20 protein-coding genes are annotated in these 15761 nt (G+C 49.2%); 10 read left to right on the top strand and 10 right to left on the bottom strand.

Annotated elements, in window-relative coordinates; translation table 11 throughout:
• Window positions 1–37: 37 nt before the first annotated feature.
• A complete protein-coding gene (locus Q4488_RS02690) occupies window positions 38–1315 on the bottom strand; it encodes a virulence factor BrkB family protein (RefSeq protein ID WP_303578912.1) in 1278 nt (425 codons plus the stop codon).
• 121 nt (window positions 1316–1436) lie between these two features.
• Between Q4488_RS02690 and arsC the strand changes: the two genes are divergently transcribed.
• The 4 genes from arsC to Q4488_RS02670 are packed head-to-tail and all read left to right on the top strand — an operon-like array spanning window position 1437 to window position 4502.
• The gene (gene arsC, locus Q4488_RS02685; protein ID WP_303578911.1) at window positions 1437–1784 is read left to right on the top strand and encodes an arsenate reductase (glutaredoxin); all 348 of its coding nucleotides are present in this window, start codon (window positions 1437–1439) and stop codon (window positions 1782–1784) included.
• Window positions 1785–2381, top strand: coding sequence for an NAD(P)H:quinone oxidoreductase (gene wrbA, locus Q4488_RS02680; protein WP_303578910.1), 597 nt, complete (start codon window positions 1785–1787; stop codon window positions 2379–2381).
• 15 nt (window positions 2382–2396) lie between these two features.
• Window positions 2397–2801: a DUF2069 domain-containing protein gene (locus tag Q4488_RS02675; RefSeq protein ID WP_303578909.1), complete on the top strand. Its 405-nt coding sequence runs from the start codon at window positions 2397–2399 to the stop codon at window positions 2799–2801.
• A gap of 6 nt (window positions 2802–2807) precedes the next feature.
• Window positions 2808–4502: a SufS family cysteine desulfurase gene (locus Q4488_RS02670; RefSeq protein WP_303578908.1), complete on the top strand. Its 1695-nt coding sequence runs from the start codon at window positions 2808–2810 to the stop codon at window positions 4500–4502.
• Here Q4488_RS02670 and Q4488_RS02665 read toward each other — a convergent pair.
• From Q4488_RS02665 to Q4488_RS02630, 8 genes are all read right to left on the bottom strand, one after another.
• Complete coding sequence (locus Q4488_RS02665) at window positions 4499–5785, bottom strand: sensor domain-containing diguanylate cyclase (protein ID WP_303578907.1); 1287 nt, start codon at window positions 5783–5785, stop codon at window positions 4499–4501. The two genes, Q4488_RS02670 and Q4488_RS02665, sit on opposite strands and share 4 nt — an antisense overlap.
• A gap of 130 nt (window positions 5786–5915) precedes the next feature.
• Window positions 5916–6725, bottom strand: a complete 810-nt coding sequence (gene tcdA, locus Q4488_RS02660; protein WP_303578906.1) for a tRNA cyclic N6-threonylcarbamoyladenosine(37) synthase TcdA — start codon at window positions 6723–6725, stop codon at window positions 5916–5918.
• Window positions 6726–6739: 14 nt separating this feature from the next.
• A complete protein-coding gene (locus Q4488_RS02655; RefSeq protein WP_303578905.1) occupies window positions 6740–6955 on the bottom strand; it encodes a hypothetical protein in 216 nt (71 codons plus the stop codon).
• 37 nt (window positions 6956–6992) lie between these two features.
• Window positions 6993–7685, bottom strand: coding sequence for a TIGR01621 family pseudouridine synthase (locus Q4488_RS02650; RefSeq protein WP_303578904.1), 693 nt, complete (start codon window positions 7683–7685; stop codon window positions 6993–6995).
• Window positions 7686–7699: 14 nt separating this feature from the next.
• Window positions 7700–7936: a hypothetical protein gene (locus tag Q4488_RS02645; RefSeq protein WP_303578903.1), complete on the bottom strand. Its 237-nt coding sequence runs from the start codon at window positions 7934–7936 to the stop codon at window positions 7700–7702.
• A 24-nt stretch (window positions 7937–7960) separates the two neighbouring features.
• Window positions 7961–8665 (bottom strand): DnaA regulatory inactivator Hda, encoded by a 705-nt coding sequence (hda, locus tag Q4488_RS02640; RefSeq protein ID WP_303578902.1) that lies wholly within the window; start codon window positions 8663–8665, stop codon window positions 7961–7963.
• A 180-nt stretch (window positions 8666–8845) separates the two neighbouring features.
• Window positions 8846–9898: an AI-2E family transporter gene (locus Q4488_RS02635; RefSeq protein ID WP_303578901.1), complete on the bottom strand. Its 1053-nt coding sequence runs from the start codon at window positions 9896–9898 to the stop codon at window positions 8846–8848.
• Between the two features lie 67 nt (window positions 9899–9965).
• Window positions 9966–11039 (bottom strand): DUF2066 domain-containing protein, encoded by a 1074-nt coding sequence (locus tag Q4488_RS02630; protein ID WP_303578900.1) that lies wholly within the window; start codon window positions 11037–11039, stop codon window positions 9966–9968.
• A gap of 173 nt (window positions 11040–11212) precedes the next feature.
• Between Q4488_RS02630 and purM the strand changes: the two genes are divergently transcribed.
• The 5 genes from purM to Q4488_RS02605 are packed head-to-tail and all read left to right on the top strand — an operon-like array spanning window position 11213 to window position 14293.
• Window positions 11213–12271 carry a phosphoribosylformylglycinamidine cyclo-ligase gene (gene purM / locus Q4488_RS02625; protein WP_303578899.1) on the top strand — a complete coding sequence of 353 codons (1059 nt, stop codon included), beginning with the start codon at window positions 11213–11215 and terminating at the stop codon, window positions 12269–12271.
• Between the two features lie 2 nt (window positions 12272–12273).
• Entirely contained in the window at window positions 12274–12927 is a 654-nt protein-coding gene (purN, locus tag Q4488_RS02620; protein WP_303578898.1) for a phosphoribosylglycinamide formyltransferase, read from the top strand.
• Window positions 12928–12930: 3 nt separating this feature from the next.
• Window positions 12931–13635, top strand: coding sequence for a DUF3108 domain-containing protein (locus Q4488_RS02615; protein ID WP_303578897.1), 705 nt, complete (start codon window positions 12931–12933; stop codon window positions 13633–13635).
• Window positions 13635–13901: a YfcL family protein gene (locus Q4488_RS02610; RefSeq protein ID WP_303578896.1), complete on the top strand. Its 267-nt coding sequence runs from the start codon at window positions 13635–13637 to the stop codon at window positions 13899–13901. Before Q4488_RS02615 ends, Q4488_RS02610 begins: the two co-directional genes overlap by 1 nt.
• Window positions 13898–14293 (top strand): immunity 22 family protein, encoded by a 396-nt coding sequence (locus tag Q4488_RS02605; RefSeq protein ID WP_303578895.1) that lies wholly within the window; start codon window positions 13898–13900, stop codon window positions 14291–14293. The genes Q4488_RS02610 and Q4488_RS02605 overlap by 4 nt, the downstream gene beginning before the upstream one ends.
• 98 nt (window positions 14294–14391) lie before the next feature.
• Here Q4488_RS02605 and Q4488_RS02600 read toward each other — a convergent pair whose 3' ends face one another.
• Window positions 14392–14712 carry an MGMT family protein gene (locus tag Q4488_RS02600; RefSeq protein ID WP_303578894.1) on the bottom strand — a complete coding sequence of 107 codons (321 nt, stop codon included), beginning with the start codon at window positions 14710–14712 and terminating at the stop codon, window positions 14392–14394.
• A 297-nt stretch (window positions 14713–15009) separates the two neighbouring features.
• Between Q4488_RS02600 and Q4488_RS02595 the strand changes: the two genes are divergently transcribed.
• Window positions 15010–15666, top strand: coding sequence for a DUF3047 domain-containing protein (locus Q4488_RS02595; RefSeq protein ID WP_303578893.1), 657 nt, complete (start codon window positions 15010–15012; stop codon window positions 15664–15666).
• Window positions 15667–15761 lie beyond the last annotated feature (95 nt).

The following is a 15761-nucleotide window of genomic DNA, read 5'->3' as shown; positions in this document are numbered from 1 at the left end:
ATCATGTTAAAAAATCGCCGGTAACAACACCCGACACCTACTGTTGCTCTGAGGCATCAGCTTGCCGCTCGACCATATCCGCCTGACGATCGATGTCCGCCTCAAAAAGCTGCTCTAACGTCACGTTTAACTGTTGCTTGCGTACGTCACTCAGCTGTTGCAGACGCTGATCTAACTGTCGCTGCCACAGGGTAACCGATTCCACCGGTGATTTCTCTGGTAGCGGCCAAGGCAACAATGAATTCAACTGATCGAGCGTAAAACTGCCCATATCTCGGGCAAGCATATACTCCCCACGCTCGGTACGACTCATCACCGAGGCTTGCAATAAAAGCACATTGTAATGATCCCACTCATTCTGCTCTAAGCCTTCGACACGCTGCAGTAACTGACGATCAGATAACGACTCACCGGACTGCTGAGCCTGCCATAAATGTTGCAATACCGCTACCAGCGTATGTAAATGTGATAGATGCTTCCCCTTACGCTGATCTCGATAAACGCTCAACGCTCGACTCAACTCCGCGCCCAACAGGATGATCATCCAAGAGATAAAAATCCAAGCGAGAAACAGCGGCACGGCGGCAAACGCCCCATAGATTAACTCGTAAGATGGAAACTGCGTCACAAACAGAGCAAACGCACGCTTAGCGGTTTCGAATAAGATTGCCACCACCACCCCACCGATGACCGCATTTTTCAGTGGCACTTTACAGTTAGGCACCGCAGCATAGAGTAGCGTAAAAGCGGCAGCCGACATGACTAACGGTAGCACAGATAATAACCGAGCCCGCCCCACCAGCTCTGTTGCACTGGTGAACAGCGATAACGATGCAATATAAGAGCTAACCAGTAAACCCAGGCCAATTAAAAGCGGTCCCAGACTCAAGACAGCCCAATAGAGTAAAAAACTCGACATCCCCTTACGTGGCTCACTGACTCGCCAGATGCGATTAAAAGCGCCTTCAATATTTTTCATCATCATAATTGAGGTCACAAACAGGAAGATCAAACCCACCGCCGTCAACTTACTCGCTTGAGCGGCAAAATCACTTAGATAGTCCTGCACCACGGCCCCCGTTGCGGGCACAAAATTATCAAAAATCAAGCCTTGCAACTGCTCCCCCGCCCCTTGAAACGACGGAATCGCCGCCAACATGGCATAAGACACCGTCATCAAGGGCACCACCGCAAACAAAGTGGTATAAGTGAGCGCCGATGCGTTTAACATTCCCTTGTTACGGACAAACTGACGCGCTAGATAAAGTAAGAAATACCCAATGCCTCGCAGAGTAAACAGATGATTGCCCTTCATAACGATCCTGTAACGATGATTTAAAACGATATAATACCCTGCCGCTCTTTAGGCTGGTAGCTAAGCTGTATACAATATCGCACTTACATTAATATCTGTCGTTATAAACAGGATAAGTGCTATGTCTGTTGAAATTTATCATAACCCTCGCTGTTCAAAATCCCGCGCCACACTGGCATTGTTAGAAGAGAATAACGTGACACCACAGGTGCGTCTCTATCTAGAACACCCCCCTACCGCAAGCGAACTAACAGAAGTCATTGCACAGTTAGGCATCAGCCCTCGTGAACTGCTACGCAGAGGCGAAGCGGAATATAAAGAGAATAACCTCAACGATAGTCATCTCACGGATGCTCAGCTGATCGAATTCATGGTGCAGTTCCCGCGTCTTATTGAACGCCCTATTGTGATCACTCAAGGACAAGCGCGTATCGGCCGCCCACCCGAATCGGTCTTGGAGATTCTATAAGTGTCGCAACCTTATGTTCTGGTGCTCTATTACAGCCGTCATGGCGCTACCCGTGCGATGGCGAGCCTGATCGCTAGAGGTATCGAACAGAGTGGCATCGAAGCCCGCCTACGCACGGTGCCGGCGGTCTCTGCTAACTGCGAAGCCAGCGAAGACAGCATTCCTGTCAGCGGCGACCTTTACTGCAGTGAAGCGGATCTCGCGCACTGCAGCGGCCTTGCCCTCGGCAGTCCGACCCGTTTTGGTAATATGGCAGCACCACTGAAATACTTTATTGATTCCACGAGTAACCTCTGGTTAAACGGCGCACTGATTGATAAACCAGCCGCCGTCTTTAGCGCGAGTTCGAGCTTACATGGCGGTCAAGAAAGCACCCTTCTGAGCATGATGCTGCCCTTGCTGCATCACGGCATGGTCATCTGCGGCTTACCCTACAGTGAGTCCCAACTAATTAGCACCACCAGCGGTGGTACGCCCTATGGCGCGACTCACCTAGCCGGACAACAAAACAACCGTGATATTGATGATACCGAAGCCGCACTCTGTCTCGCACAGGGCAAACGCCTTGGACGATTAGCGCTTCAGTTATCAGCTTAAACCTCAGGATTAACGATGCAGACAACTCTCGTAAAAAAAGTGGCCATCAGTCGGGCCGTCACGCTGTTCAGCTATTTCGGTCTAATTCTATTACTGAGCGCTTGGCATCTCGTAATTGCGCCCTCCGAAACAGCCAATCCTTTTAGTATTTGGGCCTTTCAGACGGTCCCTTTACTCTTGTTCTACCCAGTGATCTTAATCAAGCATCTACGCGGACATATCTGGTTATGCTTTTTTATCACCGTCTACTTCATGCATTCGGTAACGATCGCGATGTCGGCTCACAGCAGTGCTATTTTGGGCTTGGCAGAAACGCTACTCGTCACCGCGCTCTTTATTGGCGCGATGATGTTTGCTCGTTGGCAGAGTCAGCTTAACAAAAGCCTCAACGCCGCAAAAGACAAGCCGTCACAGGAATAAGAGTTCGTGGACTTAAACGCAATCAGAGAGCAGTTTCCAGCTCTGCAGCAGCAGATCAATCAGCAACCGCTGGTATATCTCGATAATGCCGCCACCAGTCAGAAACCCAACAGCGTTATTGAGGCGGTGGAACAATTTTATCGGCAGCAGAACGCTAATGTGCATCGGGGTGCCCATCAACTGAGCGAGCAGGCAACCCGTGCATTCGAAGCCGCCCGAACGGAGGTTAAAGGGTTCATCAATGCGGCTTCAGAAAAAGAGATTATCTGGACTCGCGGCACCACCGAGGGCATCAACCTGATCGCACAAAGTTATGCCCGCCCTCGACTTCAACCCGGTGATGAGATCCTCCTGACCGAAATGGAACATCACGCCAATATTGTCCCTTGGCAGATAGTCGCCGAACAGACCGGCGCATTGATTAAAGTCGTGCCGATTCACGACAATGGCGATCTCAACCTACAACGCTTTGGTGAGTTACTCAGCAACAAGACTCGCATCCTAAGCCTGACTCATGTATCCAATGCACTGGGCACGATCAACCCCGTTGCAGGCCTAATTCGTCAGGCGAAGACAGCTGGAGCCACCGTCATCATCGATGGCGCTCAAGCGGTGTCGCACCTCGCTATCGATGTCCAACGCCTCGGCTGTGATTTTTATCTCTTCTCGGGTCACAAACTATTTGCCCCTACCGGCATTGGCGTGTTGTATGGCCGTCACGCACTGCTAGAGGCAATGCCCCCTTGGCAAGGAGGGGGTGAGATGATTCGCAAAGTTGCTTTTTCAGGCACCGAATACAATCAGTTACCGTTTAAATTTGAAGCTGGGACACCCAATATCAGTGGCGCACTAGGATTAGCCGCGGCCATCCGTTTTCTCAACGCTCAAGACCGTAAAGCGCTAGCCCAGCATGAACGGGCATTGCTGCAGAAAGCGATCGAACTCTGCTCGACAATTCCCGGCTTTACCCGTATTGGTAACCCGACGGCCTGCACATCGATACTGTCATTTCAGTTAAACAGCCATCATCAGCAAGATGTCGGCCTGATGCTGGATCAGCAAGGTATCGCGCTACGTACCGGCCATCACTGCGCCATGCCCTTGATGGACAGACTCGGCTTACCCGGCACCATTCGCGCCTCATTCGCCTTTTACAACAGTATCGAGGATGTGCAACGCTTTGCTAAGGCTCTGAGTCTTATTGCTCGGGGTGGCTCATTTACCACCACCGAAAGCGCTACCTGCCAAGCGGTTTTTGATAGCTCACCGTTTGGCCGAGAGATCAATGCTCAAGACATTCTCGCTAAGCTAACGCCGTTAAAAAACTGGAATGATCGTTATCGAGAAATCATGCTACTGGGTAAGCGACTACCATCTTTCACTTCGACGATGAAAGCCGACGATCTGCGTATCAACGGTTGCGAGAGTAATGCCTGGTTGACGACGACTCAAGACGAACAGGGCGCGCTATGGTTTGCCGCTGATGCGGATGCACGGATTATTCGAGGACTCATTGCTTTAACCTTAGCCGCCTATAATGGCCGTCAACCCGAACAGATTCTCACGTTTGATATTGAAGATTATTTTAATCAGTTGCAGCTCACTCGCCACCTCAGCCCTTCAAGGGGTAATGGCTTGAAAGCGATTATCGATGCAGTGAAACAACGTGCATCCACCGCCCTGAATCAAACCAACACTTAAGCGCTGATCATAATCAGATCACGACCATCACCCTTGGCCTGATAAAGTGCATCATCAGCAAACTTTATCAGGCCACCCAAGTTCGTCGAGTGAACGGGATAGCAGGATAGTCCCGCACTAAAGGTATAGGTAATCTTTCCCCCCTCGACCTCCATATCGACTGGCGTGCGATTCAGCTTCTCTTTCAACTGCGTGATCAACTGCACCGCACTGTTCATATCGGTGTTAGGTAATAGCAACAGAAACTCCTCCCCGCCCCAACGCATCAGCGAATCAGAACGCCTCAAGGTAGCATTCATCAACGTCACAAAATGCTTCAGCACGATATCACCCACCAAATGACCATAGGTATCGTTAACCTGCTTAAAATGATCGAGATCGATCAGGCAGACCGTTAAATCCTGATGATAACGCTGCACATAACTGAGTTGCTTTTCGAAATGAATATAACCCGCTCGGCGGTTTAACAACCCGGTAAGATGATCATGACTAGCCTGCAACCGAAGCATCTCTTCCATTTGCTTGCTGCAGCTAATATCGTGACACATACCCACCACCCGAACCGCATCACCCTCTACGTTTCGCTGACACACGCGCCCCCGATCTCTCACCCAGATATACTGTCCGTCACGCTTTCTCAGCTGATATTCCGCTTCATAGCTCGCGGTCTGCCCGTCAATATGCGCCTTTAAAGCCGCCATCACTCGTTCTCGATCGGCCTCATGTATGGCATTAGCCCAGGTATCCACCGTCGGCGCCATCTGATCGGGTAGATAACCCAATAGACGATTTAGCTGAGGCGAGAAAAACACCTCTCCGGTATCGATATTCCAATCCCACAAGCCATCCGCCGCCTCATTCAAGGCATAGGTCAAACGCGCATCATTAGCACGAAATTCTTCACGCTGAGAGGAGGTTCGATTGAGATTTCGGGCGATGGAAAGAAACAGTTTCTGACCCTCAAATTCGATAATCGAGGTATACACTTCGACAGGAAAAAAAGAGCCATTCTGATGGTAGTGACGACCAATAAAGGTAAACGCTTGAGGATGCGAGCCATAAATCAGCTCGGCGATCTTTTCCCAATGTTCCGCATTCTCCACACCTTGTTGTAATGAGAGAACACTATGCTGTAGTAACCGCTCACGACTCATGCCTAAATCTTTACAGGCATAAGTGTTAGCATCAAGAATACGCGAACTGCAAGGATCTATCACATAGATAGCATCGCTACAGCCCTCGAAAATAGCTTTATAGAATCCTTCCGAAAAGCATCGTGACATGATTAGCGCCAAATGATTGATATAGAGAGTTAAAAAATCAGACTGCAGTAAGCACGACAAAAGATCAAACAATAAAAAAATTATACCTGCCAAAATGAGTAATTAACTAATTTCTCAAGACCAAGGTCGTCTAGCGATCCGCGATAACTGCGCGCTGTCGCTCGGCTCGCTCAAGCATTTTTTTCAGCACACGAGAGACCGCCACAAAGCCAAATGTCGCCGTAACACAGGTAGAGGCACCGAAGCCACCACTACAATCCAAACGCGTCTGACCATCACTCACCGTTTTCATCTGACACACACTGCCATCAGACTGCGGATACACCAATTGCTCGGTAGAGTAGACGCAATCAACTGCAAAACGTCGACCGCTTTTACTAAAGTTATAATAACGGCGTAACAACGAACGGGTTTTAGCCGCTAATGGATCGTGATGCGTTTTACTCAGATCGGCAATATTTATCTGCGTCGGATCGGTTTGACCACCCGCGCCGCCGACCGTAATAACGGGAATTTTGCGGCGCTTACAATGCGCAATCAACGCCGCTTTCTCTTTCACGCTATCGATGCAATCAATCACATAATCAAACTGCTCACTGATTAGCTCAGGAATATTCTGCAAGGTGATAAAATCATCTACCGTTTCAACCTGACAGTCGGGATTAATCAGCCGAATACGCTCTGCCATTGTCTCCGTCTTAGGTTCTCCGATCGTGGTACTGAGGGTATGTATCTGCCGATTGGTATTCGTGATGCAAATATCATCCAAATCAATCAGCGTCATAGCACCAATAGCGGAACGCGCTAATGCTTCGGCTGCCCACGAACCCACCCCGCCAATGCCAACGACGCAGATATTCGCTCGCTGAAACAGCTCGACCCCAGCCACGCCATACAATCGCTGAGTACCACCAAAGCGCTGTTCAAAAGTATCAGTCATGGATAAAATTAGCCCTAAAAATCATCTTCTGTAAGCTCAGTTAACACAATGTTACCGCAGCGAAGACAATCACCCTCGATAAACACTGTGCCCTTAAGCAGGTATTCACGAGGATTGATCATCCCCACATTAACTTGCTGACAGTGATCACACCAAGTTTGCTGCAAAAACGCTTGCTGCTCTTCCTCGCTACGGGCATTAAAATCTCGTTCGACTCGTTCATCTTGCATAGCAGTACTCTTACCTACAAATCTGTTAAAAGCGGTTTTATGACGATGCTGGCCAAGCCAGACGACTGGGAGGGGCCCATTGCTCAAGCTGCTGTCTAACGCTCGGCAGGAGAAATAACTCACCCACCGTCGGATCACAACGATACTCACGCCGCTCACCCTGCCACTCAAAGGCGATCACCCAAGCATGCAGATAGCCGCGCTCGATGCCTGCATCCGCTACCCGATGATAACGCTGATCGCCCAGAATAGCCGCGCCGATACTCTTCAATGCGACACGCAACTGATGGGTCTTACCGGTGAATGGTCGTAATAGAAATAAGCGTATGCCAGGCTCTGGTGAGCAACTAAAAAAGCGCGTCATCGCAGGATTTTTCTGCCCTGTTGTTAGCTTCCAACTGCCTCTGCGAGAACGTTCCATATCGCCTTTGATGAGGCCCTGCTTTTTACGTGGTTTCTGATCCGATAAGGCGAGGTAGTATTTTTCAACCGTTTTTGCCTGAAACTGACGCGATAGATAGGCTGCCGCTTGCGCATGACAGGCAAGAATCAATAACCCAGAGGTCATTTTATCCAGCCGATGCACTAGATATAAGCTGCCACAATGAAGCTCTGCCGAAATCTGCTGTAACAACCCCGTATCATCCTGATCACGGTGTACCGAGACGCCAGGGGCCTTATCAATAATCAAATAATCGGCGGTCTGTTCAACCACTGCATAGCTAGCCATAGGGAAGGCTCACCTCAAAACAATGACACGTAGGCTCGCAAAGAGTGCTGATGCCAAAAAAGCCCCGTCAATCGCCGCGCCACCCAATGAGCCTCAGCATTAGTCCCTTCAATCGTCAGCACCGCAATGGTTTGCTCGGGTAAATCACCGGGTATAATTTTCAATTCATCAACTTCTGCATAATCAGACAGGAGTGTTCGCAGCTCACTTTCGGTGACATCAGAATAAAAGCCCGCCAAGATAATTTTCATAGTCATCCATATTAAATATCAAAATCAGAGTCCGAGAACCTGTTTAACAAATGGAATGGTCACTTTACGCTTAGCACTCAACGAGGCTGAATCCAGCTTATCTAACAGCTCAAACAGGTCTGACATGCTGCGGCTAGCCCGATGTATCAAAAACCAAGCAACATCTTCACTGATAGTAAAGCCACGCCCTCTGGCTCGCAACTGCAAAGCCTGCACTTTGCCATCATCATCAAGGTTATGTACTTGAAAAACCATCCCCCAACTCAGACGGGATGATAAATCTGGCAGATTTAGGCTTAACTGACGCGGGGCGCGATCACCTGCCACCAATAAACGATTATTTTCAGCACGAATACGGTTAAAGAAGTGAAACATACCTTCTTCCCAGGCTTTATTACCCGCAATAATCTGAATATGATCGATACAGACCAGATCGAGGTGCTCCATACCTTCCAGCACGCCTGGCCCCATCGTCATCAATTCATCTAAAGGCAGATAAACCGCAGTACGTCCAACGGGATCAGACGCATGACAAACGGCTTGCAACAAATGAGAACAACCGCTATCACTGTTACCCCAAATATATAAGTATTGCTCCCCTTCCCCACGGGCAGCCTGATCCAGGGTACTGCAAAGCAACTCATTCCCCTGACAAAGGAAATTTTCAAATCGGGCATCATCACGTAGCGTGATTCCCAAGGGTATCTGAAACGGCTCAGGACTACTCATCTATACATTCGGCCTGCCGCTGGGCACCGGCCTTGTCTCACGTTTTAAGTTTCTGGATTGCCTAGCTTGATCACAGCAAAACGATGTTTTGACTATGATGACTTCTTCAGCCGGGTATTTCTATGCTCACTATCATGGCGCGCTGAATCTTAAATCTCTTTACTCATTCACCTTAAATACTCAACAATCATAAAGCTTACTGCTTTTATAACCCTGATGCAGATGACGAAGGAGCACCATAATAACCGCCGCAACGGGAAGTGCAATCAAAATCCCAACAAAACCGAACAGTTGCCCTCCAGCCATAATGGCAAAAATAACCGCAACAGGGTGCAAGCCAATACGATCACCAACCAGCAACGGCGTCAGCAGCATGCCCTCGAGCGCCTGCCCAACTCCGAATACCACCGCCACCCAAGCCAACACGGTAATATCATTAAACTGCAGCATCGCGGCGACACCGGCAGCCACAATCCCGACGATGAAGCCCATATAAGGAACAATACTCGCAAGACCGGCCAACATGCCCACTAATAAGGCCAAATCGAGCCCAATAAACCAAAGCCCCAAGGCATAAATAACCCCCAGCGCCAACATGACTAATAACTGCCCCTTAATAAAGGCGCCTAGTACCTCATCACACTCATTCGCCCACAGAGTAACCTTTTTTTCAACATTGCGGGGTAATAAGTGACCTATTTTATCCATCATCACATCCCAGTCACGTAACAGATAAAACATCACCACCGGAATCAACACCAGATTAGCCACCCACGCGACCACCGCCAATCCCGACTCACTGACACTGCTAAAAACGCCTTTAACGAGGCTTCCTGTTTGCTGCCAGTGCCCACTTATCAACGCCTGCAAGCTCTGCAGATCAAAACCTGCTAACGAAACCCCTGTATGCGCTTCTAACCAAGGGATCCAACTGGTTTGGATCATGCTAACGACCTGCGGCACCATTTTGATCATCACTTGTAACTGATAACCCAGCTTGGGCAATAACCAAATCACTAATAATAGCAGCACCGTCGTCATGATCAGAAACACCACCACCACCGATAATGTCCGACTTAACCCCCGAGCTTCAAGCCGATCGGCTACGGGATCAGTCAAATAAGCCAGCAGCGCCGCCACCACAAACGGCGACAAAATCGGCTGCAATAAATACAGCAGCAACGCCACGACCACCCCAACAATGAGAAAAAACCAGCGTTGCGAATCACTCATCTACACATCCTCTCGAGCCGAAACGGCGAATACCAATAATAAACAGGATAACTAAACTCATTAACCGCTACTGCTGCCAGCGGTATGAGTGGACGGTAGTATCATCTTCACGCTGCAGCCTTGACATCGGCGCTAGCCGAGGATCCAAACGAATCGCTTGATCCAAAGATGCGACCCCTCCCTGTGTCTCTACCCGGAAATAGACGCGATCGGCTTCAACACCGGTCATCCGCACCGCTTCAACCGGTGGCAATTGCTGTAAGTAGTCCTGCAACTGCAAGTAATCCGCTATATTAGCGATATTAGCAACCTCAAGCTGCAATCCAGTTTCGACATAATTAAAGCGCTGCCCCAGGGAAGCTAAAACGGTATCGGCCGATTCATTCACCACCTGTTGTAACTGCTCAGTTAATGACCCCGTCGGCTTCATTGAATGACGAGTCGCCGCGTGCAATAGCAACCATTCCGTTTGCCAGCCGCCTCCAGCACTTTGTATCAGTCGCCCCACCAAGATAGCATCCGGCTGATAGCGCGCCGAGGCTTGCTCTATGGGTTGTCGGAAAAATCCCCACAGGTCGCTCACATCCAACGCGGTCTGATCATTTAAATCAAACAGTGGAATATCTACGGGTATACCACGCGCCCGAGCCTGATCTGCCAGCTCCGTATAAATGTCGCTCTCGGGTGCCACATAATCTCGCGCGGTCTGACTACGCTGCTGTGCCAGCCATACCAGTAATACCGGTCGAGCGTGACCAATCGAGGGCATATCCGCCTGCTGTAACAATTGATCAATCAAGACTCGATCATAATCAAGTACCAACTGCTGACCTAAGACTTCACGTCCATCACCCGCCGAAATAGGCGTCTGAGTTGCCTGATAAGCAAATTGATTAAGCCAAGCGGATGGCTGCTGTAAGGCCTGTCGTACGGCAGGACGATTCACCACCGCACTCCGCCCAGATACTTTAATCAAAACCGCTTTCAAACCCTGCTGCAACTGCTCATTTGAGGGCTGAGTGAGCTGTTCCGGCACCAACATGTCAGCACTATACAATCCCTTAACCGTGGCGGCCTGAGTCAGGCCACAGAGCCCCACTAACATCACTATCAACAGACAGTTACCAAGCTTGCGTATCATGATCCTTGTTTTACTCCGTTTTACCGCCTAACGGTCAACCCTGGCAGTCTGAAAAAAGTATCGTTTAAAGCGGCATAAACTTTAACACACAATAGCCCCCTCACCATCAACCTGATAGAATACGCGTCAAATTTTTTCAATCAGTCATCAGCCCGAACAGGTTCATACACACTATGTCTGCCACTGACCACAACACTCCTATCAGCTACAAAGACGCTGGTGTCGATATCGATGCCGGAAACGCATTAGTTGATCGCATTAAAGGCGTTGCAAAACGCACCGCTCGCCCTGAAGTTATGGGCGGATTAGGTGGCTTTGGTGCCCTGTGTGAAATTCCCGAGGGTTATAAAAAACCCGTATTGGTATCAGGCACCGATGGTGTCGGCACTAAGCTGCGCTTAGCCATGGATCTGAAGAAACACGACACCATCGGTATCGATCTGGTGGCGATGTGTGTCAACGATCTGATCGTTGCAGGCGCTGAACCGCTGTTCTTCCTAGATTATTATGCCACCGGCAAACTCAATATCGATATAGCAGCCGATGTCGTCACCGGTATTGGCGCAGGTTGCGAACTCGCAGGCGCAGCCCTGGTTGGCGGCGAAACTGCTGAAATGCCAGGCATGTACGAAGGCGAAGATTACGATTTAGCCGGCTTCTGCGTTGGCGTTGTCGAAAAAGACGACATCATCGATGGTTCTAACGTCAGTGTTGGCGACAAAATTATTGCGCTTCCCTCTTCAGGCCCTCACTCAAACGGCTATTCACTGATCCGCAAAATCATCGAAGTTCGCGACGCCGATTTAAGCGGTAGCGTTGATGGCAAACCATTGACTGAAGCGTTACTTGAACCTACCCGCATTTACGTTAAGCCTGTTCTTGAGCTGATCAAAAACAGTCAAGTCAATGCGCTATCCCACATTACCGGTGGTGGCCTACTGGAAAACATCCCTCGCGTGCTACCGGAAAATGCCAAAGCAGTCATCGATGTTAACAGCTGGACGATGCCGGAAGTATTCCGTTGGATTCAAAAACTAGGCAATGTCGATGCGCGCGAAATGTATCGCACCCTAAACTGCGGCATTGGCATGATCATCTGCGTCCCAGCAGACACCGCTGAAGATGCTCTGAAAATCTTACAAGATGCCGGCGAATCACCCTTTATTGTTGGCGAGATTGCCAGCGCTATCGATGGCGAAGAGCAAGTCGAACTGCAGGGCCTGGAGGCCTGATAATGACACAAAAAAGCATTGTTGTTCTGATCTCCGGCAGCGGCTCCAACCTGCAGGCAATCATCGATGCGATCGCGAGCGGCCAGATTCATGGCCGCATCGCTGCAGTACTCAGCAATAAAGCTGATGCATTCGGTCTCGAACGCGCCAAACAGGCAGGCATTCCTCAAATCGTTATTAATCATAACGATTATGAAAGCCGCGAGCATTTTGATATGGCGATGATCGAGGCGATCGATGCCTATGCCCCCGACCTCATTGTACTGGCCGGCTTTATGCGCATTCTTACGCCAATCTTTGTACGCCACTATCAGGGGCGGATGTTTAATATCCATCCGTCTCTTTTGCCGAAATACAAAGGCCTCAACACGCATCAGCGAGCCTTAGACGCCGGTGACTCACAACACGGCTGTACGGTCCACTTTGTCACCGAAGAGCTCGATGGCGGTCCCTTAGCCGTGCAAGCACCGCTGCCTATACAGCCAACGGACAGCGCGGACAGCCTGCAGCAGCGAGTTCATAGCGCCGAACATAAAATCTATCCGTTAGCCGTTGAGTGGTTCTGCTCAGAGCGTCTTTCGTTATCCGTTTCAGGCGCGGTTCAGCTCGATGGCACTACCTTGCAACCTGAAGGATATCAATTCATTCAGGAGTAACTTATGCGACTTAGCATACTATCCATTCCGGTATTGCTGTTTATTTGCGCTTTACCGGCACAAGCCTCAGAGTTATTTAAACCCTATAAAGCCGTTTATAAAGCGCAGTGGGATATGGGTATCTCGTTTGGTGGCGATGCCATTGGCGAACTGTCACGTGACGGTGAACGCTGGAAGCTATCACTGAGCGCTGCAGCACTGATCGCCAAAGTTGATGAATTCTCCGAATTTACACTACAAGAGGACAACGTCCTCCCTCAACATTACGAATATCATCGTAAAGTCATCGGCAATAACAAAAACGCGGTACTCCAATTTAATTGGAACACCAATACCGTACTCAACGACATTGCCAAGAAACCTTGGACGCTGGACATTCCCGCCGGCACACAGGACAACCTCAGCTATCAGATGCAGCTACGCCTCGATCTAGCTGCAGGCAAACAGCAATTAAGCTATCAAGTGGCCGATGGCGGCAGAATAAAAACTTACCCATTCATCATTGTCGGCACAGAAACCGTCACCACCCCCATTGGCACCTTTGAAGCGATTAAGATTCAACGCGACCGAGGCCCTGATAGCAAGCGCGAGACCTTTCTCTGGTGCGCACCAGAACTCGACTATATGGTTGTAAAACTGCAACAGGTCGAGAAAAACGGCAAAGAATACAGCTTACTGATCGACAAACTTGAATTTATGGAATCCTGATGACCCCATACGCACAACAAGCCGATACCATCTACAACCAACTGCTAACGCTCGAACAAGACGCCGAGCCCAATCAATTATTTCTTTGCAGCTACCTGTTAGGACATATCAGCTTGGTCGGCGCAGCACAGGGCGACACCGCGCTACAATTCAATCAGCAGCTAGAGCAAAGTTTAGAAGACGCATTCAAAGTCGATCAGCTTAGCGAGCAGGATATCGATGATATTCGTGCACTCTGGCAACAACTTAGCGAGACCACGACATGAATTTTGAGAAAGAGGGTATCGTCTCTGCTTGGTATTCGACCACTGACTACTCAAGCATACCGGACAGCTATTTCGAAGAAGATGAACAGGGATTAGATCGCTGGGCAAAAAACTTTGATATCAGCCAATATAATCCTGACAATCTCGAAACCAATGGCTGCGAGAAAGGCGTGTCGAGCATCCGCAACATTATTGCCCCCTGCTCTTGGTCAAGCTCGTACGGCGATGCCATCATCAAGAAAATCGAAAAAATGGGCGATAAACAGATCAGCTGGCTGATTCTAGTGTTTGATTTTGAGTATCGTGCTAAAAAAACCCATCTATTTGAAGATGAGTATGTGCACTTTGTCGGCTGCTTTCCCTACGACATGGAAGCAGCCAATCTAGCCTAGCAACCCAGCAAGCTATGAGGTGAGGCACGCTACACCGCCCACCTTATGCTAGCCGATTCGCGTTTCGCACACCTTAGCGCTCAATCAAGAGCACAACATTAACACCCAAATTTGGCCAAGCTGATTCGACCATTCAATACGACGACCCCTTCCTCTTGCAGTAACACTACCTGCTTAGCATAGCCCTCACTGTCGACCGGCAAAGATACCCGCCCACGCGCATTAATCACACGAAACCAAGGCAACTTAGTTTCGCTAGGCAACTGACTAAGACAGCGCCCGACCATTCTTGCAGCACCGGGCATACCCGCCATCTGAGCCACCTGCCCATAAGTAGCCACCTTACCCGGCGGAATAGCTGCGACCACCTGCCAAATTAATTCATAAGCCGGATTATGTACTCGCTCGTCTCGCATCATCAACGTAAGCCTGAACAGTTTTTTAATATAAATGGGCGATAAAAAAGGAGCCTAGAACGATCTAGACTCCTTCGTGAGCGAAGCGTAATAAGATGAAAACCACCGCCTAAAGAGAACGACAGCCCTTTCGCTCGTATCTATAGGCCAACACACTTTACCGGGCACCTTGTATGATGAAACCACCAACAACATACCCTCTCAGAGCAAAACCAGAAGGGGAATTAGGCATTAAACTCTGATACATTGACCCTAAACGCATTCTCATTATAGACGAAAGCAACTACAGTGAAGCACAATATGTACAATATTTATTCAGCTGTTCGCCATTACCTATGCCTTGTGCTATTTATCATAACCTCCACGACAGCAGCTCAAGCCAGCAACAGTCTAATCCCTGCTTTTGACCGAGACAACTTTCAGCAATGGGAAAGTGAAAATTTTGTCGGTGAAACACGCTACAGCCTTATGATGGAAGACGACAATGAGGTATTAGAGGCTTATTCAGACAACTCAGCATCCGGCCTTTATTATAAAAAGACACTGCCTATCACTTCAGCAACCCGCCTCAGTTGGCGCTGGAAAATCAGTACAACATGGCCCGCCGCCGTCGAAACCACTAAAACAGGCGATGATTTCCCTGTTCGTGTTTACATCGTCGTCTCTGACGGGCCATTTTTCTGGCAAAAACGCACCCTCGTGTATGTCTGGTCAAACACTCAACCTATCAATAGTCGCTGGGACAACCCCTTCACCAACAAGGCACATATGTGGGCCGTTGATAGCGGTCCCGAACGTATCTCACAATGGACTCATCACTCGCGCAACTTGCAAACAGACCTAAAAACAGCCTTCGGCAAAACCTACACAGAGATTGAAGCCGTCGCCATCATGACCGATAGTGATAATGGCGGTATGCGCTTTCTAAGTTGGTACGATGACCTTCAGCTAAACTGAACGAAATCACTGCCTCGCAAAAAACACAAGAAAAAACGGGCATTTATCTAATATTTGGCGTACAATACTGCGTTTTACAATTCCATTCCTTCCGG

Origin of the sequence: Amphritea sp. 1_MG-2023, from assembly GCF_030547545.1 — a bacterium.
Lineage (GTDB): Bacteria > Pseudomonadota > Gammaproteobacteria > Pseudomonadales > Balneatricaceae > Amphritea.
This window is presented reverse-complemented; position numbering and strand designations above follow the sequence as displayed.

Excerpts from the sequence above, each read along its gene's own strand:
- tcdA (WP_303578906.1), bottom strand. The coding sequence starts at position 6,725 with ATGACTGATACTTTTGAACAGCGCTTTGGTGGTACTCAGCGATTGTAT.
- Q4488_RS02690 (WP_303578912.1), bottom strand. The coding sequence starts at position 1,315 with ATGAAGGGCAATCATCTGTTTACTCTGCGAGGCATTGGGTATTTCTTA.
- Q4488_RS02665 (WP_303578907.1), bottom strand. The coding sequence starts at position 5,785 with ATGTCACGATGCTTTTCGGAAGGATTCTATAAAGCTATTTTCGAGGGC.
- Q4488_RS02595 (WP_303578893.1), top strand. The coding sequence starts at position 15,010 with ATGTACAATATTTATTCAGCTGTTCGCCATTACCTATGCCTTGTGCTA.
- arsC (WP_303578911.1), top strand. The coding sequence starts at position 1,437 with ATGTCTGTTGAAATTTATCATAACCCTCGCTGTTCAAAATCCCGCGCC.
- Q4488_RS02635 (WP_303578901.1), bottom strand. The coding sequence starts at position 9,898 with ATGAGTGATTCGCAACGCTGGTTTTTTCTCATTGTTGGGGTGGTCGTG.
- Q4488_RS02605 (WP_303578895.1), top strand. The coding sequence starts at position 13,898 with ATGAATTTTGAGAAAGAGGGTATCGTCTCTGCTTGGTATTCGACCACT.
- Q4488_RS02650 (WP_303578904.1), bottom strand. The coding sequence starts at position 7,685 with ATGGCTAGCTATGCAGTGGTTGAACAGACCGCCGATTATTTGATTATT.
- Q4488_RS02645 (WP_303578903.1), bottom strand. The coding sequence starts at position 7,936 with ATGAAAATTATCTTGGCGGGCTTTTATTCTGATGTCACCGAAAGTGAG.
- Q4488_RS02600 (WP_303578894.1), bottom strand. The coding sequence starts at position 14,712 with ATGATGCGAGACGAGCGAGTACATAATCCGGCTTATGAATTAATTTGG.
- Q4488_RS02630 (WP_303578900.1), bottom strand. The coding sequence starts at position 11,039 with ATGATACGCAAGCTTGGTAACTGTCTGTTGATAGTGATGTTAGTGGGG.
- Q4488_RS02655 (WP_303578905.1), bottom strand. The coding sequence starts at position 6,955 with ATGCAAGATGAACGAGTCGAACGAGATTTTAATGCCCGTAGCGAGGAA.
- purM (WP_303578899.1), top strand. The coding sequence starts at position 11,213 with ATGTCTGCCACTGACCACAACACTCCTATCAGCTACAAAGACGCTGGT.
- Q4488_RS02615 (WP_303578897.1), top strand. The coding sequence starts at position 12,931 with ATGCGACTTAGCATACTATCCATTCCGGTATTGCTGTTTATTTGCGCT.
- Q4488_RS02610 (WP_303578896.1), top strand. The coding sequence starts at position 13,635 with ATGACCCCATACGCACAACAAGCCGATACCATCTACAACCAACTGCTA.
- hda (WP_303578902.1), bottom strand. The coding sequence starts at position 8,665 with ATGAGTAGTCCTGAGCCGTTTCAGATACCCTTGGGAATCACGCTACGT.
- purN (WP_303578898.1), top strand. The coding sequence starts at position 12,274 with ATGACACAAAAAAGCATTGTTGTTCTGATCTCCGGCAGCGGCTCCAAC.
- Q4488_RS02675 (WP_303578909.1), top strand. The coding sequence starts at position 2,397 with ATGCAGACAACTCTCGTAAAAAAAGTGGCCATCAGTCGGGCCGTCACG.